This window comes from Chryseobacterium vietnamense, from assembly GCF_031454475.1.
In the GTDB taxonomy this organism is placed as follows: Bacteria; Bacteroidota; Bacteroidia; order Flavobacteriales; family Weeksellaceae; genus Chryseobacterium; species Chryseobacterium vietnamense.
Window position 1 is genome coordinate 502185 of sequence record NZ_JAVDQX010000003.1, and the last position, 24504, is coordinate 526688.

16 protein-coding genes and 1 riboswitch are annotated in these 24504 nt (G+C 36.0%); of the genes, 12 read left to right on the forward strand and 4 right to left on the reverse strand.

What is annotated here, in order from left to right; translation table 11 throughout:
* Positions 1 to 12 precede the first annotated feature (12 nt).
* The 9 genes from infB to pckA all read left to right on the forward strand — a co-directional run bounded on the left by infB (position 13) and on the right by pckA (position 17036).
* Positions 13 to 2991 carry a translation initiation factor IF-2 gene (gene infB / locus J2786_RS16310; RefSeq protein WP_047427412.1) on the forward strand — a complete coding sequence of 993 codons (2979 nt, stop codon included), beginning with the start codon at positions 13 to 15 and terminating at the stop codon, positions 2989 to 2991.
* Between the two features lie 305 nt (positions 2992 to 3296).
* Positions 3297 to 6131 (forward strand): SusC/RagA family TonB-linked outer membrane protein, encoded by a 2835-nt coding sequence (locus J2786_RS16315; protein WP_047427415.1) that lies wholly within the window; start codon positions 3297 to 3299, stop codon positions 6129 to 6131.
* Between the two features lie 12 nt (positions 6132 to 6143).
* Complete coding sequence (locus J2786_RS16320) at positions 6144 to 7607, forward strand: RagB/SusD family nutrient uptake outer membrane protein (protein WP_047427418.1); 1464 nt, start codon at positions 6144 to 6146, stop codon at positions 7605 to 7607.
* A gap of 287 nt (positions 7608 to 7894) precedes the next feature.
* Positions 7895 to 9832, forward strand: coding sequence for a putative porin (locus tag J2786_RS16325; protein WP_047427420.1), 1938 nt, complete (start codon positions 7895 to 7897; stop codon positions 9830 to 9832).
* 12 nt (positions 9833 to 9844) lie between these two features.
* A complete protein-coding gene (bshC, locus tag J2786_RS16330; protein ID WP_047427422.1) occupies positions 9845 to 11431 on the forward strand; it encodes a bacillithiol biosynthesis cysteine-adding enzyme BshC in 1587 nt (528 codons plus the stop codon).
* 38 nt (positions 11432 to 11469) lie between these two features.
* On the forward strand, positions 11470 to 13431 hold the full coding sequence (locus J2786_RS16335) for a LysM peptidoglycan-binding domain-containing protein (protein WP_052186783.1): 1962 nt from the start codon (positions 11470 to 11472) through the stop codon (positions 13429 to 13431).
* Between the two features lie 70 nt (positions 13432 to 13501).
* Positions 13502 to 14377: an ACP S-malonyltransferase gene (gene fabD, locus J2786_RS16340; protein ID WP_047427426.1), complete on the forward strand. Its 876-nt coding sequence runs from the start codon at positions 13502 to 13504 to the stop codon at positions 14375 to 14377.
* A 10-nt stretch (positions 14378 to 14387) separates the two neighbouring features.
* Positions 14388 to 15293, forward strand: a complete 906-nt coding sequence (locus tag J2786_RS16345) for a GYDIA family GHMP kinase (RefSeq protein ID WP_047427428.1) — start codon at positions 14388 to 14390, stop codon at positions 15291 to 15293.
* A gap of 126 nt (positions 15294 to 15419) precedes the next feature.
* A complete protein-coding gene (pckA, locus tag J2786_RS16350; protein ID WP_047427432.1) occupies positions 15420 to 17036 on the forward strand; it encodes a phosphoenolpyruvate carboxykinase (ATP) in 1617 nt (538 codons plus the stop codon).
* A 47-nt stretch (positions 17037 to 17083) separates the two neighbouring features.
* On the opposite strand, the gene J2786_RS16355 is transcribed toward pckA, so the two are convergent.
* On the reverse strand, positions 17084 to 17524 hold the full coding sequence (locus J2786_RS16355; protein ID WP_047427436.1) for a hypothetical protein: 441 nt from the start codon (positions 17522 to 17524) through the stop codon (positions 17084 to 17086).
* A gap of 61 nt (positions 17525 to 17585) precedes the next feature.
* Complete coding sequence (locus tag J2786_RS16360) at positions 17586 to 17993, reverse strand: type II 3-dehydroquinate dehydratase (RefSeq protein WP_047427440.1); 408 nt, start codon at positions 17991 to 17993, stop codon at positions 17586 to 17588.
* 244 nt (positions 17994 to 18237) lie between these two features.
* A riboswitch (SAM riboswitch) is annotated at positions 18238 to 18336 on the forward strand.
* A gap of 83 nt (positions 18337 to 18419) precedes the next feature.
* On the opposite strand from J2786_RS16360, the gene J2786_RS16365 reads away from it, so the two are divergent.
* Both J2786_RS16365 and J2786_RS16370 read left to right on the forward strand, forming a co-directional pair.
* The gene (locus tag J2786_RS16365; RefSeq protein ID WP_047427442.1) at positions 18420 to 21353 is read left to right on the forward strand and encodes a SusC/RagA family TonB-linked outer membrane protein; all 2934 of its coding nucleotides are present in this window, start codon (positions 18420 to 18422) and stop codon (positions 21351 to 21353) included.
* Positions 21354 to 21370: 17 nt separating this feature from the next.
* Positions 21371 to 22864, forward strand: coding sequence for a RagB/SusD family nutrient uptake outer membrane protein (locus tag J2786_RS16370; protein WP_047427445.1), 1494 nt, complete (start codon positions 21371 to 21373; stop codon positions 22862 to 22864).
* A 152-nt stretch (positions 22865 to 23016) separates the two neighbouring features.
* Here the strand turns inward: J2786_RS16370 and J2786_RS16375 are convergent, their stop codons facing one another.
* Positions 23017 to 23532 (reverse strand): hypothetical protein, encoded by a 516-nt coding sequence (locus tag J2786_RS16375; protein ID WP_047427925.1) that lies wholly within the window; start codon positions 23530 to 23532, stop codon positions 23017 to 23019.
* Between the two features lie 13 nt (positions 23533 to 23545).
* On the reverse strand, positions 23546 to 24109 hold the full coding sequence (locus J2786_RS16380; protein WP_052186786.1) for a hypothetical protein: 564 nt from the start codon (positions 24107 to 24109) through the stop codon (positions 23546 to 23548).
* 27 nt (positions 24110 to 24136) lie between these two features.
* On the opposite strand from J2786_RS16380, the gene J2786_RS16385 reads away from it, so the two are divergent.
* Positions 24137 to 24460, forward strand: a complete 324-nt coding sequence (locus J2786_RS16385) for a DUF6660 family protein (protein WP_047427447.1) — start codon at positions 24137 to 24139, stop codon at positions 24458 to 24460.
* Positions 24461 to 24504: the final 44 nt, after the last annotated feature.

Consider the following 24504-nt stretch of genomic DNA (forward strand, 5'->3'; position numbering starts at 1 on the left):
TAAATAATATAAATGCCAAAAATTAGATTAAATAAAGCGGTTAAGGAATTCAACATTTCGATGTCCAGATTAGTAGAGTTTTTACAATCAAGGGGTTTCGAAGTTGAAAGCAATCCTAACGCTCAATTGGAAGAAGCGGCATATTCTGCATTGGAGGCTGAGTTTGCTAAAGACGGCGAACAAAGAAAGGCTTCCCATGAGGTGGTGATCACTAAAGTTCCGGAAGAAAAACTGGAAATTGAAGAAAAGAAAACCCCTGAAGTGATAAGAGCTAAAGCAAATAAACCAGAAACTAGAATTTTAGGTAAAATAGACTTAGAACCTAAGAAGCCTGAAGTTGAAGAAGCTCCTGCAGCTCCTGTGGCTCCTGTTGCGACACCGGTTGAAGAAAAGAAAGAAGAAATCGTGAAAGAAGAACAACAGCCGGAAGTTAAAGCAGCCCCAGAAAAGCAGGAATTTAAAGTTTTGGATAAAATTGATTTGTCTCAAATAGAATCTAGAAACAGACCTGTGAAAAAAGACAAGCCAAAAATGGAGGAGAAAAAAGAAGAAGTTAAACCTGTAGAACCAGTAAAAGAAACTCCAAAACCAGTTGTTGCAGAGGAGAAAAAAGTGGAAACTCCAAAAGCTGAGGCTGAACCTGAATCTCAGGAACCACAGAAAATTGAGACAGTGTATCAAAAACTTGACGGCCCTAAGATCGTTGGTGAAAAAATAGACTTAACTCAGTTTGCACCAAAGCCAGGAGCTGGAGCAAAAAAGAAAAGAAAGAGAATTGAAAAACCTGGTGGCCAGAATAACCAACAAGGCCAGGGGAATAATCAAAACTCAGGAAATAATAACAACAACCAGGGTGGTCAGGGCCAAGGAAACCGTCAGCACAATAATAACGGTGGACAAGGTGGAAACCGCCAGGGTGGTCCAGGTGGACAAGGAAATCGTCCTCAAGGTCAAGGTGGCCAGGGTGGAAACCGTTTTGGAAACAACCAGGGAGGTGGAAACCGTCAGGGTCAAGGTGGTGGCTTCAAAAAAGGAGGCCAGAACAACAGACCTGGACAGAGAGTTATGCCAGTTGAGCTAACTGATGAGCAGGTTAAAAACCAGATCAAAGAAACATTAGAAAAACTTACTAATAAAGGAGGGAAGTCTAAATCTGCAAAACACAGAAAAGACAAGAGAACTTTCCGTAGAGAACAGGATGAGCGTCAGCAGGAGCTTGAAGCACAAGACAGAACTCTTAAAGTAACAGAATTCATCACAGTAGGTGAATTGGCAAGTTTAATGAATGTTTCTCCAACTGAAGTAATTTCTGCTTGTTTCTCATTAGGTGTAATGGTTACCATGAACCAAAGACTTGAAGCTGATACCTTATTATTAGTAGCAGATGAATTCGGTTATAAAATTGAATTCTCAGATGCTGATCTTGAAGATACAGATTCAGAAGATGAAGTAGATACTGAAGAAAGTCTATTACAAAGAGCTCCTGTAGTTACTGTAATGGGACACGTTGACCACGGTAAGACTTCATTGTTGGACTACATTAGAAAAACAAACGTAATTGCCGGTGAATCCGGAGGAATTACTCAGCACATTGGTGCTTATAACGTGAAACTGGAAAACGGTCAGAGAATTACTTTCTTAGATACACCAGGTCACGAAGCCTTTACTGCGATGAGAGCAAGAGGTGCACAGATTACGGATATTGCAATTATTGTAATTGCTGCCGATGATGATGTGATGCCGCAAACGAAAGAAGCTATTGCCCACGCTCAGGCTGCACAGGTTCCAATGATTATTGCAATCAATAAAGTGGATAAACCTAATGCAAATCCTGATAATATCCGTCAGCAACTTTCAGGCTTGAATCCTCCTGTTTTAGTAGAAGAATGGGGTGGAAATGTTCAGGCACAAGAGATCTCTGCTAAATTCGGTAACAACGTTGATGTATTATTGGAGAAAGTTTTACTACAGGCTGAAATGCTTGAGTTAAAAGCGAATCCTGAACGTGCAGCAAACGGAGTTGTTATTGAAGCATCTTTAGATAAAGGTAGAGGATATGTAGCAACAATGCTGGTGCAAACCGGAACTTTAAGAGTTGGAGATTATGTGGTGGCAGGTAAAAATCATGGTAAAGTAAAAGCTTTGCTTGATGAAAGAGGTAAAAATCTTAATGAAGCTGGTCCATCAATCCCTGCAACAATCTTAGGATTAGACGGAGCACCTACAGCAGGTGATAAATTCCGAGTATATGCTGATGAAAGTGAAGGTAAGGCAATTGCTAATAAGAGAGAACAGTTACAGAGAGAATTATCAATCAGAACTAAAAAACATACAACGCTTGAAGAATTGGGTAGACGTATTGCTTTAGGAGAATTCAAAGAATTGAATATTATCCTTAAAGGTGACGTGGATGGTTCTGTAGAGGCTCTTTCTGATCAGTTACAGAGATTATCAACAGAAGAAATCAGCGTTAAAATTCTTCACTCAGGTGTTGGACAGATTACAGAATCTGATATCAACTTAGCAGCAGCATCAGATGCAATTATTATTGGATTTAATGTAAGAGCCGGGGCTAATGCAAAAGAACTTGCAGATCGTGAAGAAATTGAGATCAGAACGTATTCTGTAATCTATAAAGCAATTGATGAGGTAAAAGAAGCGATGGAAGGAATGCTTTCGCCGGAGATTCAGGAGCAGGTAATTGGTAATGTTGAAATCCGCGAAGTATTCAAGATTTCTAAAGTGGGAACAATTGCAGGTTGTATGGTTCTTACCGGAAAAGTAACAAGACAGTCTAAAGTGCGTTTGCTAAGAGATGGTATTGTTAAATTTGACGGAGAACTTGAAAGCTTGAAACGTTTCAAAGATGATGTGAAAGAAGTTACGAAAGGTTACGAATGTGGTCTAAACCTTAAAGGTTATAATGACATCGAAATCGGAGATATCCTTGAAGTATACGAAGAAGTAGCAGTCAAGAAGAAACTGAAATAAATATATCCTAAATATGTGAAAACCACTTTTTTATAAAGTGGTTTTTTTATTTTTTAAACTCGTTTAATTTATAATCGTTCTAAATAATTTTTTTTGAATTATTAATAATTTGTTAAAACGAATGGGGTCGGCAAAAAAATTCTTTTTTATTGAATAAAAACTGTCTATTATTATTGAATCTTATTTGTTTTATGTAAATTTTAAATGAAACGGTAAAAAAAATAGTCGTTTAAACGTTAGTTTAATTTGTGGATGTTAATATTTATTAACATATTTGCCCATTAAATATATTAAAATTTGTTAATATGAATGTTAAACTACGTGTATTAAGCGCTGGAGCTCTGTTTTTCCTAGGACAAGTAGCTTATGCGCAAAAAGCAAAGAAGGATACAGCTAGAGCTACTGAGATTGATGAAGTAGTAATGGTCGGGTTCGGACAGAAAAAATCTGTTAAAGAAGTTACAGGTTCTGTAAGTACAGTTAAAGGTGAAAAGCTTAATGATCTGCCTGTTGCATCTCCTGATAAAGCCCTAATGGGTAGAGTTACCGGGGTACAGACTGGAGCAGCTTCAGGACAGCCAGGGGGTATTGTAAACATCCGTGTTAGAGGTAATACTTCTGTTAATGGAAATAATAGCCCAATCTTTATTGTTGATGGAGTAAGAATTGCTTCAGGAGATCTTACAAGCTTAAACACAACGTCAAATATCTTGGCGAATTTAAGTTCTGATGATATTGAATCAATGACTGTACTTAAAGATGCAGTTTCAACATCACTATATGGAGCAGATGCTGGTGCCGGGGTAATCATTATTACTACAAAATCTGGTAAATCTGGTAAACCAAGATTCCAGTTCTCAAGTAACTTTGGGGTAAATAAAACTGCTTTTAAATTGCCAAATTCATTGACAAAAGATCAATGGCATGGCTTAGCAGCTCAGACAATGGCCAATACACCTGCTGCATTTGGTTATGGATCTTATCAAGAGGCTTATGATGCTTTATTTGATCCAGACCAGGATCCACTAGGATATGCTGCATATGGTAATGTAAATACCAACTGGCAAAAAGAGCTTACTAGAAATAGTGCTAATCAAAATGAAACAAACTTCTCAGTTAGCGGAGGAAGTGATAAATTCAAATATTACTCTTCTATCGGTATGTTCAACCAGGAGAGTGTTTATAAAGGGAGTGACTTCAAAAGAGTGAATGCTTCCACTAAAATTGAATATAAAGCAACTGATAGATTAACGATTAATACGGATTTCCAGTTTTCAAACAGTAAAATGCGTACTTTGAACGATGGTGGAGATTTTGCTAACCCATTGATCGCTCAGTACTTTAACCTTCCTGTTGATCCGGTAAGAAACCCTGATGGTAGCTGGTATTACGGGGTTAATAACTCATTGCCTTCCGGAAACTTTAACGTAGCAGCATTACAGGATATTAACTCTAGAAAAGCAAACACAAGTAGAGTATTTGCCAACTTGGGAGTGACTTATAAAATTCTTGATGGGCTTGTTTATAGAATGAATTTCGCACCTGAATATATCAACGTAGAAGAAGATGTTTACTTATCTCCTCTTCATGGTGATGGATATTCAGCGAAAGGTGATTTGACATCTAATGCAAGAAGATTTTTTAACTTCAATATACAGAATATCTTAGAATATTCTTTCAGAATTGGAGATAAAAATAAATTTGTTGCCAGAGCCATTCAGGAAGCTTACAAATCTGACATGAGAGCAATCAATGCTGAAGGACAGGTTGTTGCCCTTTCATCTCTTCAGACTTTAGATAGTTTTGTTAAACCCGTAGCAGCTGGAGGAACAAAAACTATTACATCAAGATCTGGTTATGCAGGACAGGTAAATTATAACTATGACAATATTGTTAACTTAGATTTATCATATAGAAGAGATGCAATGTCTAACTTCTTCCCAGGTCAGAAAGGAGGTAACTTCTATTCTGCAGGAGCAAGTGTTGACTTAGCAAGAATCTTTATCCCTGATAATGATTATTTAACATTGTTGAAACTTAGATCTTCTTACGGTAAACTAGGAAATCAGATTTCAGCGTCTCCTTACGCTACATACAGTTACGGTATCAATTATAATAACAATGCTGGAGCAAGCTTCGGAGGTTTTTATAACCCAGGACTTAAATGGGAAACTGTTAAGCCTTTCAACGTAGGAGTTGACATTGGTCTATTAAAAGATCGTGTTTCATTAACAGCAGAATACTATAACAAACAAACTGAAGATCTGATTTTTACTGTTCCATTGTCCCTTTCTCAAGGTATTTCAGGATACACAGATAATATTGGTACATTGGTTAACAAAGGATTTGAATTCAGTATCAATGCGGATATCTTAAAGCCTGAGAATCCAAAAGGTTTTGCTCTTAGCATGGATGCTAACTTATCAACGCTTAATAATGAGTTGACTAAAATCTATGGTGGAAAAGACATTATTTCCGGAGCTACGATCCTAAAAGAAGGAGAATCTATCAACAGCTGGTATATGAGAAAATGGGCAGGTGTTGACCCTAACAATGGAGATCCATTATGGTATGTGAATGGAGTTGATGGTGAAACAACCAACAATTATAATAAAGCTCAAAGAGCTGTTCAAGGTAATCGTTTAGCGAAGTATTTTGGAGGAGTTGGTATTAAAATGTCTTATCAGAATTTTACAGTTTCCGCACAGGGAACATATAGCTTTGGAGGTAAAGTATATGATGACTGGGCAATCTATACGATGAGTGATGGTCAATATAGCTTATTCTATCCTGGATATGAGGATCAATTAGATTATTGGACTCCAAACAATACTAATGCATTGAACCCAAAACCTATTTATGGTGGAAATAAACTTGCAAACAGAACGTCTACAAGATTCTTATATAAAGCAGATTATTTGAGATTAGCTAACTTAAAAATAGCTTATACTTTTGACTCTAGCTTCTTAAAAGGTACAAATCTTAATAAAGTAACAGTTTACGTTATGGGTAACAACCTTTGGACGCATGCATATGATAAAAACCTAAGATATGATCCGGATATTGCACTTGCAGGAACAACAAACCTGAACTTGCCTCCTTTGAAATCTTATTTAGTTGGATTTAATGTTGAATTTTAAAAATTGAAAAAAATGAAAAAATACTTAATAGCATTCTCAGTTATTGCCCTTACTTCTACAGCGATTACTTCGTGTAGTGAGGACTTTATTGATACACAATTTTTCCAAAGTAAACCTCAGGAAGATATTAAAACAATAGAAGAGCTTCAGTCTTTTGTATTCGGAGCTTATGGTACTATGAGAGGTGCTTCTTATTATGGATGTGATTTTGTAACAATTCCCGAAGTGAGAAGTGATGAAATGTATTCTAATAACCGTTCGGGATATTATAGTACGGTTTCAAACTATACAATGCTTTCTAATGATGCGTACGCTTCAGGTCCATATACTGCAATGTATACAACAATTGCTAAAGCCAACATCATTCTTGGAACTTCAAATAACTTAACTTGGGGGGAAACTGTTGATCCAACTAAGATTGCTCTGAAAATAAAGCAACTTAAAGGACAGGCTTATGCAGTAAGAGCTCAGGCTTTGTTTGATGCTTTAAGATTATTCGGACAGCAGTATTCTGGTGGAACTACCGGAGTGGTTGTTCCTCTTCAGTATAATCCTTCTGCGAATATGGCTCGTTCTTCTGTTCAACAGACACAGGCTCAGATTGAAGCAGATTTTAATAATGCATTAACAAACCTTACAGGAAATTCTAATCAGGTTTATGAGGACAAGACTGTATTGAACGAGTTTTCAGTTAAGGCTTTAATGTCCAGATATTATCTATACAAAGGAGATTATGCTAAGGTTCGTTCGTTAGTAAAAGATGTAGTAGCATCTGGGAAATATAGTGTAATTCCTCGTGATTCTTATTTAACAAGTTGGACTCTTAATAATGCAGCTTCTAACTCAGTATTTGAGTTAGCAGTGGGGCCAATTGCAGCTTTAGGTTCTACAAGTATTAACTCTAAAATTAGTCCAGATAACGGTTATCAAAATGTACCGGTTAAACCTATTGTTCTGACTTATATGTCTGAACAGGATATCAGAAAATCAATATTTGCTGGGAGTGACAATACTTCAGGACTGTTTATTGCAGCAAAGTATCCTAATAAAAATGGAGAGGATAATATTAGAGTTTCCAGATACGAAGAGGTTATCCTTAATGGTATTGAAGCAGAGCTTAAGGGGGGAGATCCTGCTAAAGCTCAAGGATATTGGGAGCTACTGCTTAAAAATAGGCTAAAAGATATTGTTGATGCTCAAGGTAATGTAATAAAAAGTATTGCCAAACAAATTGAAGATTTGGGACCAATTGATTTTGATAAGCTGAAAGAAGAAAGAAGAAAAGAACTTATTGGTGAAGGATTCAGAATGTGGGATTTACTAAGATGGGGAGGACCTATTCCTAAAAATGCTACCAATGGTAATGCAACAGCTAATATTCCAGTTGGAGATAACAGATTGGCATTCCCAATTCCTTTGGCAGAAACTAACGTTGCTGGAACTTTGGTAAAATCAAACCCAGGTTACGATAACTAATTATCAAATCAGATAAAATAAAAAAATAAGCCGCCTTGTAAAGGTGGCTTATTTTATTTGTTCAAAATCTTTAAAAAAGTCTGTACCATTTATAAAGGATAAGTGTAGCAATTGTTGGTATTTAAAAGACTGTTTTATTCGGGCTGCTATCATGATAGTAACAGGTATGGATATAGTGCTAATTTAGGAATGTCATCATAGCCTGGGAATAGTTAGTACGCCCCGGATACCAATCAAACAGTTTTTATGTCCTTTTATTTCTTATTTTTGCTGTACAATAATGAATAATGAAGTACATCCTTTTCATACTCTTCTCTTTAGGTTTTGTAGCCAAGGCTCAGGTCGTTAATAAAGCAGAAACAAAGCCTCAGCCTAAAAAAGAAGACACTCTTGTAATAGATTCCGGGAAAAAAGATTCCCTGAAAATTTTCAAACCTACTATAAATGATTATCAGTATCAGACCCAGTTTTCTGAAAAGAAAGTTTTTGATACAGTAATGACTTTTGATAAGACCTATATCTTTTCGCAACAAAATAATAAAGATAACTTCGGAAGAGTACAGCCTGCCAACATTGGTTCAGGATTTAATCCTCTTATATTTGAAGTTAATGATGAACAAAATCTTTCTTTATTGCCATCCAACAAATCTTACATGATCATTGGAGCAAATGATGTGAAATATTATGATGTAAAAACACCTACTGCATCATTTATTTATCATAATGCTATGCGAAACGGGGCTGCTTTAAAGTCTACCTATACTCAGAATATCGGAAAGAGGTTCAATTTTGCTCTTGAATATATGGGACTCCGTTCGCAGGGACTTTACAGAAATTCCTTATCAGCTAACAACAATACCTTATTTTCCGGACACTATGTTTCAAAAAATGGGAACTATGAGCTTTTTGCGCATTATCTTCACCAGAATGTAAATAATCAGGAAAATGGAGGGATTACTGAAGATAATCTGTTTCAGAGTGGAGACAGTAATTATAGTAACAGACAAAATGCACAGGTAAATCTGGCTTCTTCCAGTTCACAGTTTTCTTACAGAAGATATTATCTGAGCCATCAGTTTACACCATTCAATTCTGAGAAATTTCCTTTCAGCATAAGACACATTCTTTCTCATCAGGGAAATAAATACTATTATAACCAAACCGCATTAGAGCCGTATTGGTATGATGCTCCTACAGATTTAGTGAATGGCTTTCCATTGACAACCAAAAAATATTCTGAGAATTTCAGCAATACGGTAAGCCTGATTTTTAATAATGAAAAATTTAAGCTGGATGCAGGGGTACGTTATCAGATCATTAAATTTGGGATAAGAGATGTCGTTGCACTGAACAACGTACCTTTTCCTGGTGAACTTAAAGAAAACAGAATCGGAGCTGTAGGAAACCTGCAGGTAAAACTTTGGGACAAAATTCAGTTGAACTCATTCCTTGAATTTTCAAACGGAAGCCAGTTTAAAAGTTATCTGAAGACAACCAATAATCTGAAATTTGAACCTATAAAAGATTATTTTGTTAATGCTAAGGTAAATTTCCAAAGTGCATATCCTTCATTCAACTACTTATTGAATACTTCTGTATATAATAATTTCAATTATTATCTTGAAAATGCAAAGAACCAGTCTGTAATGGAAGTGGGAGGAAGCATCAATCTGAAATGGTTTAAAACAGAAATTTTCGCCAATTACTTCAGAATCGATAACTATACTTATTTTGACAGCAACGGAAGTCCGAAACAAAGTGACAATTCAGTAAATATCTCTCAGATCGGAGGAGACGCTACATTCAGCTTCAACAAATTCCATCTGAATACCAGAGTACATTTCCAGAATACCTTAACGAATAAAGAACTGCTTCCCATGCCAGGCTTCATCGGTAGAGCCAATTTCTTCTACCAGACACAGGCCTTCAAAAAAGCAGCAGAAATTCAGGCAGGTGTTAAAGTATACTACTTCTCTAAATTTGCTTCAAGAGAATATTTCCCTGTTCTTAATGAATATATCCTTCCAAGAGCAGATTCATTCTCAATTGGAGGACAGCCTATCGCCGATGTTTATATTAATATGAAAGTGAAAAAAATGTTCTTTTTTATAGAAGGACAGCAGATAGGAACTGTTATTTCGAATAACAAAGCATATGCATTTCCACATTATCCGGTATATGATTTCAGATTGAATATTGGAATTGTGTGGTATTTGTTCAACTAAAAACTGTACAGGTTGAAAACAATTAATAAAATATCATTTAACGATATAGAAAGCATTCCTCAGCTGGTAAAAGATTTTTTAAACCAGAATATCGAGGGTTTTGAAAATAATACATTTTCCTTAGATCATTTAAGACAGCAGATTCATCTGAAAAAGGATTCTTTTACCTCTGAAAAAAGAAACATTTTAGCTGACGTGTTTGAAGGACAGTTCGAAAATCTTTCTCTTTCTTCAAAGCAGAGAGAAAATCTTGAGAATCTTAAACTGCCCAATACGTTTACGATTACAACAGGACATCAGTTGAACCTGTTTTCAGGGCCTGTTTTCTTTGTGTATAAAATTCTTCAGACTATAAAAACATGCACGTATCTGAAAGAAAATTTCCCGGATTTTAATTTTGTTCCGGTCTATTGGATGGCCTCAGAGGATCATGATTTTGCAGAGATCAATCATTTTAAAACCGAAAATAATTACTACGAGACCAATGAGAAATCAGGCGGTCCGGTAGGGAGAATTGCAATCAGTGATACCTATTTTATTTCTGAATTTGAAAAAGAATTCAAAGATTCTATTTTCGGGACAGAGCTGATCTTAATGATGAAGGAAGCTTACAAAGTAGGAAATACCCTAACGGAAGCTATTAAAATTCTTGTGAATCGTCTTTTTTCAGAATTCGGGCTTTTAATCTTGGATGGAGATTCTCAGGAGCTTAAAAATCAAATGAAAACGATTTTTAAAGATGAACTTCTGAACTTCAGTTTACAAAGAACATCAAAAGAGAAAGTAGATTTTCTAACAGAAAAATATGGAAAGGTGCAGGTAAACCCTCGTGAGATTAACCTTTTCTACCTTTCTGAAACAAGAGACAGAATAGAATTTAACGGACAGAAGTATATTGTTGTAGATCAATCTATCCAGTTTACTGAACAAGAAATTCTTGGTGAACTGGAAAATCATCCTGAAAAATTTAGTCCAAATGCCTTGATGCGTCCGGTATATCAGGAAAATGTGCTTCCTAATTTAGCCTATATCGGAGGAAATGCTGAAATCATGTACTGGCTGGAACTGAAAGATTATTTCTCAAAAATTAATATTCCTTTCCCTATCCTTATTCCAAGAAATTCCATGCTTTTCCTGAAAGAAAAAACATTAGGTAAAATTGAGAAACTTGATCTTAAAATTGAAGATTTTTTCCAGAATTTCTCGGTACTTACCAATCAGAAGATTTTAAAAGATCATCCGATTTTACAATTACTTGATGAGAAAGAAGAGTTATTGATCAATAATTTTTCTGAATTGAAAGCTTCAGCAGAAACAACGGAGAAATCTTTCGGAAATATGGTAAAGGCAGAAGAAGTGCGACAATTAAAATCATTTAAAAGAATGAAAAAACGTTTGCTTCATGCTGAAAAAATAAAACAGAATGAATTGCTGGAAAGACTTGAAAATCTGTTTTTAGATGTTCATCCCGCAAAAACATGGCAGGAGAGAGTATATAACTTTAGTGTATTCTTTTCAGATTACGGCTATTCGTGGCTTGAAAATTGTTTGGAAGAAATGGTGGTTCAAGATTCAAAATTAATAATTGTTGCCATTTAATTTTAAAGAAGTATTTTTGTAAATTATAATTATCGACTATGATAAAGAGGTTTTTTATTCTATCCAGTTTATGTATGGTTTTGGGAGTTTCAGCCCAGAAATCACATACGGTTGTGCAAGGTGACAATCCTTACAACATTGCAAAAAAGTATGGAATGACTGTAGATGAATTGCTGAAGCTAAACCCAAAACATAAAGATGGCAAACTGGCGATCGGAGATGTTTTAACTATAAAATCAGACAAAGCAGCCACTCCGGTTGTGACAAAAACGGCCCCAGTAGAAAAGGTGACTTCAACAACAAGTGCTTCTTCTCTAGGTAAAATTGTTTTACTGCCAAAACAAACGATTTACGGCATTACAAAGCAATACAGAATTTCTGAAACTGATCTGAGAAAACTGAATCCAGAATTAGATTCTCACATGAAGATCGGAGACGAGATCACCTTACCTCTTGCCAGTATTAAAAAATATGGAGGAGAGCAACAGGCAATAACCACAGAAAAACACACTGAAACTCCAGTAGAAAAAACAACGACTACACCTATAGCAGTTACCACACCTGCAGAAGGAGAACCGTATGTCATCCAGGCCAAAGATAATTATTACAGAATTACAAAACAGTTTGGCATCAGCCAGCAGGACCTTTATGCTCTAAATCCAGGATTGGAAGAAAAAGGACTTAAACCTGGGGATACCATTAAAATAAAAAGAACAAATACTACTGCCAATACAGATACCGTTGCTGAAACTTCAAATTCAAAAGCAAAAATGGATTCAGGGAACGAAAAATCTACAGCTGCTTCCAATGTTGCAGCTGGTGACGATTATGTGACCTATACAGTTCAGCAAGGCGATACAGTGTTCTCTATTGTAAATAAATTCGGTGTTTCTATTGATGAGCTTATCGCTCTCAACCCGGATCTTTCACACGGTTTGAAAACCGGAATGGTTCTAAAGATCAAAAAGCAGGATGCCGCTTATATAAAGAAAAATGGCGATGCTTTGAGTGTTATATTGATGCTTCCTTTCGGGTACAGTACCAACGAAACTCAGTATAGAGCAATGGCACTTGACTTTTTGACAGGAGCTAAGCTTGCTATTGAAAGAAATGCAAGAGGAGGGCAAAAACTGGATATCAAAGTTGTAGATTCAGGAAATGAAGCTTCATTCAAAAACTCTTTGACGCAGATTAATCCTGATAATACGGATCTTATCATTGGCCCTTTCTTTAAATCCAATGTAATTGATGTTCTTGATTTTACCAAAAATCAGAAAATCCCGGTTGTAGCACCATTTGCCAACTCTCCAGAACTCTACAATTACAGCAATTTGATTATTGTTGAGACGAATAATCAAACCTATGCTGATAAGATTGTAGAAGAAGTAAAAGGCGTGTACTCAGATCAGAAAATATATATAGTGGCGGATGCAAAAAAAGAAGATGCCAACTATATTAAAGCCGGACTTGAAAAAGCGGTGAAAAATCCTAATATCATTATTGTTAATTCCCCGGCAGATATTCAGCCGGATCAGAATATGATGACAGGGCAGTCTGCACCGGTTATTGCCATTTTAGCGAATGATGATAATGCTGCAGGAGATGCTTTTGCCAACAGAATGATTGCTATTTCTAAAGAAGTTCAGGGAATAAAAGCCTTCAGTATGTTTTATTCTCCTGTTTTTGAAAAGAAAGTGGATGAGCTGAGCCAGGCAAGTCTTGTATATCTGATGGATAGAAAGATTAATACAGACGGTAGTTTTGAGAAAGAAATTCTGGCAGCTTATAAAACTAAATACTGCAAAACTCCACCAAAATATGCTATTGTAGGTTTTGATGTCGTAAATGACATGTTAACCAGAGAGAATAAAAAAGGAGAAATCTTTAAGCAGATGAATAAAGTTCAGACTCAGCTTGCTACCAAATTTGAGTTTGTAAAATCTAAAGCTAACGGTGCATATGTAAATACAGGTTACAGAGTAATCAGGTTAGTACCATAAATGATTTATAGCACTTAGAACGAATATTGTTAACATTATAGTTATATTTGCATAATATTTAATTCAATACATGAAAGCACTTGTATTTCCAGGGCAGGGTTCTCAGTTCGTAGGAATGGGAAAAGAATTGTATGATTCTAGAAAAGATATTAAAGATCTGATGGAATCTGCCAATGAAATTTTAGGTTTCGACATTCTTTCCATTATGTTTAACGGTACGGATGCGGATCTTAAGAAAACAGAGGTTACCCAGCCTTCAATATTTATACATTCAGTAGCAGCATTAAAAGCAGTAAATGGTCTCGGTGCCGAAATGGTAGCAGGACACTCTTTAGGAGAGTTTTCAGCTTTGGTTGCCAACGGAGTTTTATCCTTCGATGACGGTTTGAAATTAGTTTCTGAAAGAGCGAAAGCAATGCAGGAAGCTTGTGATGCCAATCCAAGTTCTATGGCGGCTATCCTAGGTTTAGAAGATGCTAAGGTTGAAGAAATCTGTGCACAGATCAGCGGGATTGTTGTTCCTGCCAACTATAACTGTCCGGGGCAATTGGTTATTTCTGGTGAAACACCAGCTGTAGAAGAAGCTTGCATCAAGCTGAAAGAAGCGGGCGCTAAAAGAGCATTGCTGTTACCGGTAAACGGAGCTTTCCATTCACCATTGATGCAGCCTGCGCAGGAAAGACTGGCAGCAGCTATCGAAAAGACAAAATTCAGAAAAGCAACGATTCCTGTATACCAGAATATCACTACAACAGCGGTAACAAACCCTGATGAGATCAAGCAAAATCTGATCGCTCAGCTTACCGGCCCAGTAAAATGGACTCAGTCTGTTCAGAATATGATTAAAGATGGTGCTTCTAACTTTGTGGAAGTAGGACCAGGAAAAACCCTTCAGGGACTGATCAAAAAAATTGACGGATCTGTAGAAGCTACTTCTGCAATCTAAATAAAAAAATATGAGCGCGATATTTTCACCGGGCAAGCTTATGCTTACTTCAGAATATTTCGCAATCGATGGAGCTCTTGTCTTAGCGGTACCTACCAAGCTGGGACAAGAGTTTTTTTTTGAAGAAAAAGAAGATGGAAAATCTCTTATTCTTTGGGAAGCCTATCATCAGAATACATTATGGTTAAAAGCTGTCATTGATTATAAAAACTGGCAGATCCTGGAAACCAATATTCCATCAAGCGCTGAATTTATTACCAAAACATTACGAAATGTTCAGCAGCTTTCTACAAGTAAATTCAAAACCGACCTTAGTTATCATTTAAAAACCAATCTTCAGTTTCCTGCAGATTATGGGCTTGGAAGCAGTTCTACCCTGATGAACAATCTTGCAGAGTGGGCTGAAATAGATCCCTTTTATCTTAATATGATCAGTTTGGGAGGCAGTGGATATGATATCGCCGTAGCGAAAGAAAAATCTGCAGTGCTCTTCCAAAGCAAACCTGAGATAAAATATGAGAAAGTAGATTTCAATCCCTCCTTTAAAAATGAACTGATATTTATTCACTTAAATCAGAAGCAGGATAGCAGAGAAGGAATCAACTTTTACAAGTCCAAAAAGAAGTCTCCGGAATTGGTTAATGAATTTTCAGATCTCACAAAAAAAATATTATTATGCAGTGAATTGGAAAATTTTTCCGAATTAATGATGATTCATGAGCATAAAATTGCTGATTTTCTTGAAATTCTCACAGTTAAAGAAAAATTATTCTCAGATTGCCCTTCATTTGTCAAAAGTTTAGGCGCATGGGGTGGAGATTTTGTAATGAGTGCCAAATTTGGGGACTATAAGAACTATTTTTGGGAGAAAGGTTTTACAACTATTTTTGAATGGGAAAATATAATTGATTTATAATCAATTAGTTGTGATCCTGTTTTTTTATTTGCCATTCTGACTTATATCAGTATATTTAAACCACCTTTAACAAATAATTAATATTATTTTTGTTGAAAGCAATAAAGAATAGAAAATATAAGTAAAATGAAAAACACTAAAATCATCCAGGATTTAGAGAAATTAGGGATTAAAGGAAACTATGAAGTAGTGTATAATCCTTCTTATGAAGAATTATATCAGGCTGAAGTTTCTCCTGAAAATCAGGGGTTTGAGAAGGCTGAGCTTACAGAATCAGGCGCAGTATCAGTAAAAACAGGAATTTTCACAGGTCGTTCACCTAAAGACAGATATATTGTTCAGGATGATGTTACAAGAGATACAATTTTCTGGGATGGTAAAGTAAACTTACCTACAACAGCAGAAATTTTCGGGTCTTGTAAAGAACTAGTGCTGAACCAGCTTGCTGAATCTAAAAAGATTTATGTAGTAGATACATTCTGCGGAACGAATGCGGATACAAGACTTAAAGTAAGATTTATCGTTGAAGTGGCATGGCAGGCGCATTTTGTTACTAATATGTTTATTCGTCCTTCTCACTATGAGCTTGAAAACTTCGGTGAGCCGGATTTCACAGTAATCAACGGATCAAAGACTACCAACCCGAACTGGGAAGCTCAGGGATTAAACTCTGAAAACTTCATCATGTTCAACCTTACTGAAAAACTACAGATCATCGGAGGTACATGGTACGGAGGTGAGATGAAAAAAGGGATGTTCGCGATGATGAACTATTACCTTCCATTAAAAGGGATGGCTTCAATGCACTGCTCTGCTAACGTAGGAGAAAAAGGTGATGTAGCTTTATTCTTTGGTCTTTCAGGAACGGGTAAAACTACTTTATCAGCAGATCCTAAAAGATACCTTATCGGTGACGATGAGCACGGATGGGATAACAACGGAGTATTCAACTATGAAGGTGGATGCTACGCTAAGGTTATCGACTTATCAGCAGAAAAAGAACCGGATATCTTCGCTGCCATCAAGAGAGATGCACTTCTTGAAAACGTTGTTGTGAACAATGGAGTAGCAGATTATACTGACGGATCTATTACAGAAAATACAAGAGTTTCTTATCCAATCTATCATATTAACAAAATTGTATTGCCGTCTAAAGCAGGTCATGCGAAAAAGATCGTTTATCTTTCAGCAGATGCATTCGGAGTACTTCCTCCGGTTTCTATCCTGAATGAAGATCAGGCTCAGTACCACTTCCTTTGCGGTTATACCTCAAAATTAGCCGGAACTGAAAGAGGAATTACTGAACCACAACCTTCTTTCTCTCCGGCATTTGGAGAAGCATTCCTTACATTACACCCGACAATGTATTCTAAAACATTAATCGGTAAAATGAAAGAGCACGGAGCTAAGGCTTATCTGGTAAACACAGGTTGGAATGGTACAGGAAAGAGAATTTCTCTGAAAGATACCAGAGCGATCATCGATGCTATCATTGACGGTTCTATTGATAATGCTCCTAAGACTCAGGTTCCGATTATGAACCTTGAAATTCCTACTGAATTGCCAAACGTTTCTACAGGTATTTTAGATCCTAGAGATACCTATGAGAATGCTTCAGAATGGGAAGAAAAAGCAAAAGATCTTGCTTCAAGATATATCAAGAATTTTGAGCAGTACTGTGATACTGAAGAAGGTAAGAAATTAATTGCTTCAGGACCTCAATTGCAGGAACAGACTATTTAATAGCTATCCATCAACATATAAAAAGCCTCATCATTGATGAGGCTTTCTTATTTATACTTTTTACAACTTTCAATCAATTTATTCTGTTCATCCAGTTTTAGAATTGTTGATTGGATAGATTCTTTAGTCAAATGTTTTATGATCAAAAAATGTTTTGAAGAAAAATAAGACTCTTCATTCAACATCTTATCTAAATACTTTGGAGTTGTGAAGGTCGTCCAATATTTTGCTTTGTCAGAAAATGTAATGGTTACTTCTATGGCATCAGATTCAATATTTTCTATTGTATCATCTATGTTAATTGAAGTTATTTCCGGTTCATTATTTAAACTAAAATAAAATTTCGAATACCATCTCAGCCTTCCTTCATTATTTTGAATCCTTACATTTTCATCGTTTATTTCTTTAATGATATAGGATTTTCTTTTCGTTAATTGGCCGGGATATGCCCCAATATTCTTACAGTAAATCTTATCATTTATCTCCATAAATTACTCTCTCTATATCCACAAACATCTGTGAAAATCTGTGCAATCTGTGGTTAAGAAATTACTTCACGCTTAATAAAGCCAACCTATACCCATCCATCCCAAAACCAGACAAAACCGCATCAGTATTAGCAGCTGTCACAGATTTCTGCCTGAATTCCTCTCTTTTATAGATATTGCTGATGTGAACTTCAATCTTGGGTTTTCTGATGTTTTTTAAACAATCGGCAATGGCATAAGAATAATGGGTAAAAGCTCCAGGATTAATTATCACGGCATCAAAATCATCCTCCTGAAGTCTGTTAATAAGCTCTCCTTCAATATTAGACTGATAATATTTTATTTTATGAAAATGAAACTCGGATTTTAAATTTTCCAAATAACTTTCCATAGAGACATTTCCATAGATTTCCGGTTCTCTTGTGCCTAAAAGATTGAGATTAGGTCCGTTGATGATCAAAACTTTCATACTATAAAATTAAAAACTTTTTTGAATTAACTGTATACACCTGGCCGCAATTATTTTTTTTGTGCTATTGAATTATTTATAATGATATTTATCATATTTGAATTAATGGTAAAGTCTGCAACTCCTTATTGGTATGGCTTTTATTAAAATTTTATGTTAATTATTAAAAAATTATCACGAAAAATCAATAAGTCTACTTGTTTTGTAGACTAAAAGTTTCTAGCTTTGCAAACATATTTCGATCGGCTTATAAAGAAAGATGGAGGGAACTGACCCTGTGAAATCTTAACAACCTACCCGTGGGGCAAGGTGTTACGTTCAGCCTTTTAAGGAAAAATAAGCATTTGGTTTATCGTATTTATCGATGCCCTTTGCTGACTATTCTGCAAAGGGCTAAATTTTAATATATGATAAATAAAATTGATTATGATTAGCAAAAATTTATTCAATTCTAAAGCCTGGATACCTCCGGTTGCTGCTTTTTTTCTGGGAGTAACCAGTGTAAGTGCACAGAATTCCTGGCCGAAAAAAGATAGCCTTCATGAAAAGGAGATTGATGAAGTAGTAGTGGTAGCTTATGGAAAAGCTAAAAGAAACAGCTATACCGGTTCTGTAGCCACCATTTCAAGCGATAAAATTAACAACAGACCTGTAACCAATATTACCAAAGCACTTGAAGGACAGGTTGCAGGGATACAGACAACCAGTGCCTCAGGACAGCCAGGTGCGGTTTCGACCATCAGAATCAGAGGTATTGGTTCCATCAGTGCTTCCAGTGATCCGTTATATGTGGTAGACGGAATTCCTTTTGACGGAAATATTAACTCTATAAGTCCAAGCGATATTGAATCCATCAGTGTTTTGAAAGATGCTACAGCAAGTGCTTTGTACGGTTCAAGAGGAGCAAACGGAATTATTATCATTACTACAAAATCGGGTAAAAAAGGAGAAGCCAGAGTTAATTTTAATATCAGTCAGGGATTCTCAGGAAGAGCTGTTAAAGATTATGAGCAGGTAAACACAGATCAGTACTTTCAATTATATTGGGAAGCATTAAGAAACGGATATCAGTCCGGTAAAGTTTCTTCCCAGCAGGCTGCACAAATGGCAACAGACAATCTTGTTTCTACCCTTGGGATCAATCCATATGGAACTGCTTATCCAAAACCTGTAGGAACAGATGGAAAATTATTACCAGGTGCATCGCCACTTTGGAATGATGACTGGAGAGATATTCTGCAGAGAGTGGCTTCAAGAAATCAGGTAGATCTTGATATCAGCGGAGGAAGTGAAAAAAGTAATTATTTCTTTTCATTGGGGTATCTGGATGATAAAGGGATGGCGATTGAATCAGGATTTAAAAGATATAATACCAGATTAAAGATCAATTCTGAAGTAAAAAAATGGCTGAATGTTGGGGTAAACTTAAGTTACACAAACAGCATTCAACAGGCGCCAACTTCTTCAGATTCCAAGGCCAGTAATATCATCAATGCCGCAAGATTTATTCCTTCATTCTATCCTTATTATGAAAGAAATGCAGACGGAACTTACGTTTTGGATGCTGATGGAAACCCGGTTTATGATTTTGGCAAGTACAGACCAACAAATGCGCTTCAGAATCAGAATGCCGCTGCAACCCTGCCATTGGATAAAAACGAAAATAAAGAAGATAACTTTTCAGGAAAAGGATTCATGGAATTCACTTTCTTACCGGAGTTAAAATTCAAAACGAGTTTTTCTGTTGATTTGGTGAATTATAACGGACATTATTATTCAAATCCATTGCTGGGACAAGGTGCTGAAATCGGAGGTTCGGTAACAAAAACCAATACCAGAACGCTTTCTTATACAACCAGCAATATTCTGACATACGATAAGAAATTTGGGAAACACCATGTAAATGCTCTGGCAGGACATGAATTCTATAAATACGATTATCAAACTATTTCAGGAACAAGAAGCCAGTTTTCACTGCCTTATTACTATGAGCCGGATGCGGCTTCCCTGCTGGGGAGTTTCAGTGGAAACAGTAATAAATTAAGCTTATTAAGTTTCCTGGGAAAAGTAGAGTATGACTATAACAATACTTACTTCTTATCTGCATCAGGAAGGGCAGACAGTTCTTCGAGATTTGCAAAAGATAACAGATGGGGGAGATTCTGGTCAGTGGGAGGTTCATGGAAAATATCAAATGAAGAATTTGTGAAAAGCCTGAATGTCTTCAATCAATTGACATTGCGTGCCAGCTACGGAGGACAGGGGAATGATAAATTACTTAGACCTAACGGGCAGCCGCTTTATTATGCTTATCAGGAGTTGTACAGATTTATCAGTCTTGGTGGCGAACCTGGAACAACGCTGGAAAAAACATCTACCAATAATGTAAAGTGGGAAACCAACCTTAACTTAAACGTAGGATTGGAATTCGCGATTCTGAATAACAGGGTTAAAGGAAATATCGAATACTTCAAAAGAAAAAGCCAGGATCTTCTGTTTAATATGCCGGTTGCGCCATCGTTGGGAATCAGTGATTATCCGGCGAATATCGGAACGATTCAGAATACAGGATTTGAATTTTCATTATTTACAACACCTGTTAAAACTGAGGATTTCCAATGGAATGTGGATGTAAACTTAAGTACTTTAAACAACAAAGTAACCAAGTTACCCGGTGGTTCTCTTGTAGTAGGAACAAAATTATTAACGGTAGGAGGCTCTGTATATGATTTCTTTATTCCGGAATGGGTGGGTGTAGATCCAAGCAATGGAAAGCCATTGTGGAAAACCGTTTCTACAGATGCCAGTGGGAACTCAGTGGAAGGAACGACTTCAGAATATTCAAAAGCTACAAAATTGCTGCAAGGTTCTGCATTGCCTAAACTGACAGGAGGGATCAGTACAAGTATTACCTATAAGAATTTTGATTTTTCAGGATTACTGACATTCAAAATCGGAGGGAAGATTCTGGATACCGACTATACTTCCATTATGCATAACGGAAGTGCCGGCGGACGCGCATGGAGTGCAGAAATGTTAAACAGATGGACCCCAGACAATCCTAATACAGATGTCCCGGGATTGAGTACAACAACGAATAACTGGACCTCAACATCATCAAGGTTTTTATATTCAGGAACGTATGCAAGACTTAAAAATGTAAGCTTAGGATATACACTTCCAGAAGATTATTTTGAGAAAATAGGATTGAAAAAGTTCAGAATTTATATCCAGGCAGAAAACCTACTGACCTTCTACAAACATAAGGGAATGGATCCTGAGCAGGCGTTGGACGGAACAACGTATTACAGATATCCTGCAATGAGAACGATCACTTTTGGTCTTCAGGCAACACTTTAACCTTTAAAATTGAAACAATGAAAAAATTAAAATATTTATCGTTTGCACTTATCGGATTTTTATCGTTGACAAGCTGTGAAAGTGAGCTGGACACGGCTCCGACTGATCAGGCCAACAGCGTAGAAGTTTTCAAAACAGCCGAAAGTGCCGAAACGGTGGTGAACGGTACCTGGGCAAAGTTTAATAATGACGGAACAACATACGCTAATATCGGTTATTCCACTGTTTTAAGAGCCAGCGATGCGATGGGAAGTGATGTGGCAGTACTGACCAATAAATATGGTTTTGCTTCCACTTATGCTTTCACCGAAATGGTGAACAGTACGGCAAGCAGACCTTTATTTATCTGGACGATGTTGTATTCCACCATCAATAATATGAATAATGTGATTACAAGAATTGATGGGACAGAAGGAAGTCAGGAGAAAAGAGATCAGGTGAAAGGACAGGCAAAAGCATTACGTGCTTTCTGTTATCTGAATTTGGCGAGCTTTTATCAGTTCAGTTATCTGAAAGATAAGTCAGCATTGACAGCTCCCATTTATACTGAACCTTCTACCACAAGCACGGTAGGGAAGAAAAGAGCAAGGCTTGAAGAAATCTATACATTGATTAAAAGTGATCTTACTGATGCCGATAACCTGTTGAAAAATTATACGAGGAACAATAAGGATAAGATCAACCGTTCCGTTGTGAACGGACTTTTAGCAAGAACTTACCTGAATACCGGTGAATGGAGCAAAGCTTCAGCATCTGCAAAAATTGCAAGAGAAGGATTTTCGCTTATGGCTCCTGAAAAATACAAAGATGGCTTCAATGACATCAACAATGCAGAATGGATCTGGGGGCACGGGCAGACGCAGGAACAGTCTGATGCGAGCTATGCTTTTCATTATCTGGATGTTTCTTCATCAGGAAGTTATTATTACAGCTTTATGGCAGATCCTTATTTTAAAGACCTTTTTGATACCAATGACATCAGATACCAGTTGTTTTCATGGGACGGGCAGAAAGGAAGAGAAGGATTGCTGAGATATGCTAAGTTTAAATTTAAGCCAACTCTTATTGCAGACATTGTTTACATGAGAGCTGCAGAAATGTATCTGATCGAAGCTGAAGCCGAAGCAAGAAACGGAAATGTTTCTCAGGCAGTAACAGTCCTGAACCAGTTGAAAACAGCGAGAAATGCCAATGTTTACAATGGTTCCTTATCACAAAATGATGTTGTAGCAGCAGTTTTAATTGAAAGAAGAAAAGAATTATTCGGAGAAGGATTCTCCCTTTCAGATATTATCAGAACGCAGGGAACAGTAGTAAGAAAACCGTTTGTAGATGCTGATGGTAAGCCGATAAAAGTTCAGATCACTACACCGGACGGAACCGTGAAAACCGTAGACGGTAAAGGGCATTCTGTTCTTGATTTCCCGGATAAATCAGCTTTCACACCCAACAGTACTTATTATTTATTCAGTATTCCTCAGAGAGAGTTTGAGAATAACCCGAATTTATAAGATATAGTCCATAATTAGATTGATTTTTTTTAGCCACTGCTTTTGCGGTGGTTTTTTAATAAAAAACCGTTGCTAAAAAAGCAACGGTTTCTGTTTTTAAAATTATTTTTATAAGTTATTAAAAAGTGTCCTCTCTCCAATTAAAGATCTTGTTATTTTGCGGGCAAATTTTTTCTTTTCTCAAAAATAGAAACTAGCCCATCATTAAAAATAATCTTATTACCATCTATTTTACCATTAGTTATTCTCCTGGTATACCATTTTGTTTTACCTTGAGAAGCAGGAAGAAACTCTTCGATAAAAATCTCATTATTTTTTATTCTATATTTTCCTCCGTAATAAACAGAATTTTTTCCTCTATGTTCATCAAATTTTCCAAAATACATAAGTGATTCATTCTTGAAAAAACCATCATTATGAAAAATGATTATCCTTGGATTCTTCATTTCTTCTTCATTATAATATCTGCCCTCAAAGACCTGAACATAATATGCTGTAGTATCTATTGTCTTTAAATCTTCTTCGGTTGGCTTTTCTTTAAATGAATATTCTGCTTTATCATTTAGTAAAGGCTCACCATATTTATCTTTTTCTATTTTATATAGTTTTTGTCCACAACTATTTAAAAATCCCATCATGCAGAACATTGCAAAAATATATTTAATCATAATCAGATATTTTTTATTCATATGCTATAGTAGAAGGTTTTAGTTGTTTCACTTCATTTTTGTTGAAGATAATATCATGTATAGTTTTGTTAATTCTACTGAACTTTTTCCCATTATAGCAAAACCAGCCATCATCAGTATTGTGAATATATTCTACATTAATATTGTTCAGACTCAGTTTGTCATAAATTTTAGGATTATGTCCCCATATAGAACAATCAATTATATAAGGAAGATTTTCAAAGCTGTTTTCTGAAAAAGCTTTTAGAATTTTATTTTTTTCTTCTCTGGTTAAATGTACTTTTATTGTTGTTATATCAGAATCATAATTTCGTATAAACAAACCTGTTTTTGAATCGTACGTATCAGTCAGGTCTTTATAAACAAATGATGAATTCTGATTTATTGTACTCTGCTTATCACACGATATTAGACTAATAATAAGCGAACAAAAGATGGTCAGGGGAAAATTATGTTTCATTTGTGCCTTTTTAGATATTGAGTTATTATTTTCAATGATATGAATTTTATTTTTATCATAAAGAAATATTGGATAAATGCTCAATAAATAATTCATTTTATAAAAAAACTCTACCTTTGTACCATGAACCTCTTAAGATGGATACTGGCAGTTTACTTCATAGCATTATCACTGATGCCATGTGAAGACACATCCCATCCTCTGAATTCTGGAGGCAATAAAATTGCATTAAGTATTCACGGAGTTCATTCTACAGAAAAAGGAGATATATGTTCTCCGCTTTGTGCATGTAGCTGTTGTCAGATGACAGTTTCAGCATTTAAGATGGATCCTTTATTAGAAATTCCTGAGCAGATTCCTGCTTACTTTTCAAAGAAGATACTATTCCACAAAAACGATTTTGCTTACCAGATTTACGATCCTATCTGGCAGCCTCCTAAAATTTAATTTTTATTGACTTTTAGAAAGTTATGCTTTCTGATACTTAACCG

Bases quoted from the DNA above. Each gene is read 5' to 3' on its own strand.
- infB (WP_047427412.1), top strand. From the start codon at position 13: ATGCCAAAAATTAGATTAAATAAAGCGGTTAAGGAATTCAACATTTCG.
- J2786_RS16315 (WP_047427415.1), top strand. From the start codon at position 3,297: ATGAATGTTAAACTACGTGTATTAAGCGCTGGAGCTCTGTTTTTCCTA.
- J2786_RS16320 (WP_047427418.1), top strand. From the start codon at position 6,144: ATGAAAAAATACTTAATAGCATTCTCAGTTATTGCCCTTACTTCTACA.
- J2786_RS16325 (WP_047427420.1), top strand. From the start codon at position 7,895: ATGAAGTACATCCTTTTCATACTCTTCTCTTTAGGTTTTGTAGCCAAG.
- J2786_RS16335 (WP_052186783.1), top strand. From the start codon at position 11,470: ATGATAAAGAGGTTTTTTATTCTATCCAGTTTATGTATGGTTTTGGGA.
- fabD (WP_047427426.1), top strand. From the start codon at position 13,502: ATGAAAGCACTTGTATTTCCAGGGCAGGGTTCTCAGTTCGTAGGAATG.
- J2786_RS16345 (WP_047427428.1), top strand. From the start codon at position 14,388: ATGAGCGCGATATTTTCACCGGGCAAGCTTATGCTTACTTCAGAATAT.
- pckA (WP_047427432.1), top strand. From the start codon at position 15,420: ATGAAAAACACTAAAATCATCCAGGATTTAGAGAAATTAGGGATTAAA.
- J2786_RS16355 (WP_047427436.1), bottom strand. From the start codon at position 17,524: ATGGAGATAAATGATAAGATTTACTGTAAGAATATTGGGGCATATCCC.
- J2786_RS16360 (WP_047427440.1), bottom strand. From the start codon at position 17,993: ATGAAAGTTTTGATCATCAACGGACCTAATCTCAATCTTTTAGGCACA.
- J2786_RS16365 (WP_047427442.1), top strand. From the start codon at position 18,420: ATGATTAGCAAAAATTTATTCAATTCTAAAGCCTGGATACCTCCGGTT.
- J2786_RS16370 (WP_047427445.1), top strand. From the start codon at position 21,371: ATGAAAAAATTAAAATATTTATCGTTTGCACTTATCGGATTTTTATCG.
- J2786_RS16375 (WP_047427925.1), bottom strand. From the start codon at position 23,532: ATGATTAAATATATTTTTGCAATGTTCTGCATGATGGGATTTTTAAAT.
- J2786_RS16380 (WP_052186786.1), bottom strand. From the start codon at position 24,109: ATGAATTATTTATTGAGCATTTATCCAATATTTCTTTATGATAAAAAT.
- J2786_RS16385 (WP_047427447.1), top strand. From the start codon at position 24,137: ATGAACCTCTTAAGATGGATACTGGCAGTTTACTTCATAGCATTATCA.